The sequence below is a fragment of the Peribacillus sp. genome (assembly GCF_059453735.1).
On the sequence record NZ_JAZVJO010000095.1, the window covers coordinates 1 to 4,906 of the forward strand.

Sequence of the window (4,906 nt, forward strand, 5' to 3'; positions counted from 1 at the left end):
CTTCATTCTTTGATTCATCGGCTGCCTCCTTCTTAACATATTAGATAGTACATATGTTTCCCACTAATCTAACTATACTACAAAATGGCATGCGGTAAACCTAAGAGGTATTTATTACCTCATTCTTGGACAACTATTAAATGAAGCTGCCGGTGCCGGAATATGGCTGATTCTGTTTTTGCACCCTAATTAGCTAGTTTTGCACAGAAAATGCTGGCTATTGCACAGGAATTCGCAGGTTTTGCACAGAAAACAGCTTCAATTGCACAGGAATTCTTCAGCTTTGCACAGAAATGCTCCCAAGCGCACAGTTCTTCCCTAATCCGCACATAAACTGCTTTGCCGAACAGGTTAAAAAGTGTATTTTTAACAAAATATCTTGAATTCTCGAGTCAAATCTCTCATTAAGACAGCTAAACGGACGATAGCTTATAAAAAGACAAATCAAAAAAACTTCAAGCACGTAGCTTGAAGTTTCTTTGAACTCATTTATTAAGAGTGTTTTGCAAGAAGCTCTGAAAGTGCTTCTTTCGGTTGGAAACCAACCACTTTGTCTACAACTTCGCCATCTTTTAAGACGATTAAAGTTGGGATGCTCATTACTCCAAATTTACCAGCTGTTTCTTGGTTTTCGTCAACATCGATTTTTACGATCTTAACTGTTTCGCCTAGTTCTGAATCTAGTTCTTCTAGAACAGGAGCGATCATTTTACAAGGTCCGCACCATGGTGCCCAGAAATCTGCAAGAACGAGGCCTTTTTCAGTATCTGTAGTGAATGATTGGTCAGTTGAATGTACAATAGCCATATTAGTTAGCCTCCCGATAGTTACAATTAGTTACTAAAATCAGTATAACACCGTCGTTACAATAGATGCTATTATTTTGCTTCCTTGCTAGCATTCCCTTGCAAAGCCAATTTATACTACGCTTACTTGCGTCATCTATACCTTTAAAGTACACGCTCTTCAAAAGTAAATCAAGGCATCTGCTTGAGGCAGATGCCTTGATTATTTTGTTCTTGCTCTGGAAAATACGGAAGTCCTCGTAAGGCAGCGTCGCTTTTTGTACACTTCGGCTTTTCTTGATCCAGCTGTAGTACAGGCACTTTCGCTTTTCTTGATCCAGCTGCAGTGCCTTGCTTGCTGTGGAAAAGATGGAAGTCCTCAAAAGGCAAAGAACGCCTTTTGGTCCATCCCCTATTTCCTTCACAAGCAGAGCAGGCACTTTCGCTTTTCTTGTTAGGCGTTGACTTTTAGTTTCTTGAATTCTTCAGTAAGTAATGGAACGATTTCGAATAGGTCGCCTACAATGCCGTAGTCGGCTACTTTGAAGATGTTTGCTTCGGGATCTTTGTTAATGGCAACGATTACTTTTGAGTTGGACATTCCGGCTAAATGCTGAATGGCTCCGGAAATACCGCATGCAATGTAAAGGTCTGGGGTAACGACTTTACCTGTTTGGCCAATTTGCAGTGAGTAGTCACAGTAGTCTGCGTCACATGCTCCACGTGAAGCACCAATTGCTCCGCCTAGGACGTCAGCAAGTTCTTTAAGTGGTTCGAATCCTTCTTCACTTTTGACACCGCGTCCGCCGGAAATGACAACTTTAGCTTCGGAAAGGTCAACGCCCTCTGTTGCTTTTCTTACTACATCTTTAATGATGGCACGCAGATCTTTAATTTCAACATTTAGAGAAGCTGTGTCCCCAGTGCGGGTTTCATCCTTCTCAACTGGATCGATATTGTTAGGGCGGATTGTCGCAAAGATGATTCCATCAGTCACAATTTTCTTTTCGAATGCTTTACCGGAATAAATAGGACGAGTAAAGACTAAGTTGCCGCCCGTTTCTTCGATAGAAGTTACGTCAGAAATTAATCCAGAATTTAATTTACTTGCAATACGGGGTGCAAGGTCTTTTCCTAGTGCTGTATGTCCGAATATAATGCCTTCAGGTTTTTCTGTTTCGATAACTGCAAGGATTGCTTGTGCATATCCGTCAGATGTATATTGGTTAAGCTTTTCATCCTCAACCGTCACAACGCGGTCTGCTCCATATTGAATAAGTTCTGCTCCAAGAGATTGGATGCCTTCACCAATTAATACCCCTACGATTTCACCGCCGTCTGCTGCTAGTTTAGCCGCTCCAATTGCTTCAAACGATACGTTTCTGAGAGAACCTTCACGTGTCTCCCCTAAAATGAGAAATTTTCTTGCCATTATAAAAACCTCCTGTGCTCTATTTTTTATGTTTGCTCGAGCTTACACCTATTAGTCAGAGTTAGATTACTTTAGCTTCTGAACGAAGTAATTGGACCAATTCAGTTACTTGATCTTTAATTTCACCACTAAGTACTTTCCCTGCTTCTTTTTTCGGCGGGAGGTAAATTTCAAGTGTTTTCGTTTTTGCTTCAACATCTTCTTCTTCAAGATCTAGATCATCCAGTTCTAATTCTTCAAGCGGTTTTTTCTTCGCTTTCATAATCCCTGGAAGAGACGGATAACGCGGCTCGTTTAATCCTTGCTGTGCCGTTACAAGCAATGGAAGTGATGTTTCGATAATTTCAGAGTCACCTTCAACATCTCGGGTAACGCTTACATTTCTATCGCTGATTTCAAGCTTAGTGATTGTCGTAATATACGGAATTTCCAAAAGCTCAGCCACACGTGGTCCCACTTGTCCTGATCCTCCGTCAATGGCTACGTTCCCAGCTATGATTAAATCTGCTTCTTTATCTTTAAGGTATTCAGCAATAATTTTAGATGTAGTGAATTGATCCCCGTTTTCAATATCATCTTCTATATTGATTAATACCGCTTTATCAGCACCCATCGCTAATGCCGTACGAAGTTGTTTCTCTGCTTCTTCTGTTCCTACAGAAATCACGGTTACTTCGCCGCCTTGTGCATCGCGGACCTGGATCGCTTCTTCAACTGCATATTCATCGTATGGATTAATAATAAATTCCGCTCCATCTTCATTAATTTTGCCGCCGGAAAGCGAAATTTTTTCTTCTGTATCAAACGTTCTTTTTAATAGTACATAAATATTCAAGATAATCCCTCCCAGTTATGTTATGTCTGAAGATTATGATATCCACCACATATAAAACTTCTACATATAATGCTCATTTCCTCTTAAACTCGTAAATTTATTATTTACCCTTGAAAACAGGTTCTCTTTTTTCTATAAAAGCACGAATACCTTCTTGGGCATCTTCTGAAACAAAGATCGTACCAAATGCTTCTGCTTCCTTTTCAACACCCTTATAAAAATTATCTGATTTAGAATAATTTAATAATTCAATAGCTGTTTTTAATGCAAGCGGTCCCTTTTTAGCTATTTTTTGAGCCATTTTAATTGCGTTTGGCATAAGCTCATCCTCAGGATATGCATGATTGGCTAGACCATATTGAGCCGCCTCTATCCCTGTGATTGGGTCTGAGGTGAACATCATTTCTGCAGCCTTCGCTGGTCCTACGAATCTAGGCAATCGCTGTGTGCCAGCAAATCCTGGTACAAGGCCGAGCTGAAGTTCAGGTAAACCAAGTTTTGCCTGTTCCGTTACGAGACGAATATGACAGGACATCGCTAATTCAAGTCCACCGCCTAATGCTGCTCCATGAATAGCCGCAATAACTGGCTTCGGGTACGTTTCTATTTTCTCAAAGATTTTTTGTCCATCTTCTGAAAGATTTGAAAAGCCTTCTCCACTCTTAATGGTGGTAAATTCCTTAATATCTGCACCAGCTGAGAAAAATCGGCCATCACCATGGATAAGGACTACACGGACATCTTCACTTTCCTTCATTTCATCAAACAGAGCCGACAGCTCCTGAATAATGCCTGAAGAAAGAGCGTTTGCTGGAGCACGTTGAATGGTGACTACAGCTACATGATTTTCAATCGAATGCCTTAAAAATTCCATTCCATTGCCCTCCTTCTAAGGGATAACTATGTACTTTATATCTGAAGGGCTGGCAGTATCACCAGCCCGTACAGCCATTAATTCTTGCAGGCACATCCGCCTAGTAATAATTGATGAACCGCTTCAGCTTGTTTCGGTAAGGAATATTTTTGATCATTCATCACCCATGTTGTCGCCGTTTCATCGATTGTACCAAAGATCATTTGCCTTGCTAGTTTCACACTCAAGTCAGGAAGAAATGCCCCGGTTTCTTTACCTTCGATAATGATGCTGTCTATAAGATTTAAATATCCTCTTAATACATCATTTATTCGAAGCCGCAGTTCCTTATTTGATTGTCTTAGCTCAAGCTGAGTAACAACGGCAAGATGAACATCATCGGACAAGATTTGAAAGTGCTTTTTAATCAAGACAAGTAGTTTCTCCTGAGCGCTTTCCTTGCTGCTGATTTCTAACTCGATTTGTTCAACAAAGTAGCCCATTTTCTCTTGAAATAAAGAAATTAAGATATCTTCTTTGTTTTTAAAATAAAGATAGATGGTTCCATCTGCTACCTTAGCTTGCTTAGCGATTTTGGAAACTTGAGCTTGATGATAGCCATTTTCTGCAATGATTACGACGGCTGCATCAATAATCTGTTTGTACTTCGGTCTGTTGCTTTTCACAATGGTTCCCCTTTCAGAGAAAATGAATGAATCATCATTCATATTTCTATAATAGAATGTTGCTCTCTTGCTGTCAAGGAAAAAGCTACTATTTAAGGGTACTATAAAGTTTGTCCAATAACCATCTAAAAAAACAGGAGCAAGTTTTGCCACTCCAACTCAGTTTATGCGTTTTTTAAATCTGTTTCTGCTAGCTTCTTTACTTCTTCATCAACCAATGACCTTCTCAGGATCTTACCAACGGCTGTTTTAGGTAATTCATTACGGAACTCATAAACTCTTGGTACTTTGTATGCCGCCAGATGTTTTCTAGCG

7 protein-coding genes are annotated in these 4,906 nt (G+C 40.1%); 1 reads left to right on the plus strand and 6 read right to left on the minus strand.

The features are described from left to right. The first annotated feature begins 210 nt into the window (after window positions 1-210). On the plus strand, window positions 211-333 hold the full coding sequence (locus tag AC52RT_RS03210) for a hypothetical protein (RefSeq protein ID WP_495539414.1): 123 nt from the start codon (window positions 211-213) through the stop codon (window positions 331-333). A gap of 159 nt (window positions 334-492) precedes the next feature. On the opposite strand, the gene trxA is transcribed toward AC52RT_RS03210, so the two are convergent. The 6 genes from trxA to fadR form a co-directional block, all read right to left on the minus strand. Then, entirely contained in the window at window positions 493-807 is a 315-nt protein-coding gene (gene trxA, locus AC52RT_RS03215; RefSeq protein ID WP_495539415.1) for a thioredoxin, read from the minus strand. A 170-nt stretch (window positions 808-977) separates the two neighbouring features. Next, window positions 978-1,175 carry a hypothetical protein gene (locus tag AC52RT_RS03220; RefSeq protein WP_495539416.1) on the minus strand — a complete coding sequence of 66 codons (198 nt, stop codon included), beginning with the start codon at window positions 1,173-1,175 and terminating at the stop codon, window positions 978-980. Window positions 1,176-1,239: 64 nt separating this feature from the next. Beyond that, window positions 1,240-2,217: an electron transfer flavoprotein subunit alpha/FixB family protein gene (locus AC52RT_RS03225; protein WP_495539417.1), complete on the minus strand. Its 978-nt coding sequence runs from the start codon at window positions 2,215-2,217 to the stop codon at window positions 1,240-1,242. Between the two features lie 61 nt (window positions 2,218-2,278). Continuing rightward, window positions 2,279-3,052: an electron transfer flavoprotein subunit beta/FixA family protein gene (locus tag AC52RT_RS03230; protein WP_495539418.1), complete on the minus strand. Its 774-nt coding sequence runs from the start codon at window positions 3,050-3,052 to the stop codon at window positions 2,279-2,281. Between the two features lie 100 nt (window positions 3,053-3,152). Next, on the minus strand, window positions 3,153-3,926 hold the full coding sequence (locus AC52RT_RS03235; protein WP_495539419.1) for an enoyl-CoA hydratase: 774 nt from the start codon (window positions 3,924-3,926) through the stop codon (window positions 3,153-3,155). Between the two features lie 77 nt (window positions 3,927-4,003). Beyond that, entirely contained in the window at window positions 4,004-4,591 is a 588-nt protein-coding gene (gene fadR / locus AC52RT_RS03240; protein ID WP_495539420.1) for a fatty acid metabolism transcriptional regulator FadR, read from the minus strand. Window positions 4,592-4,906: the final 315 nt, after the last annotated feature.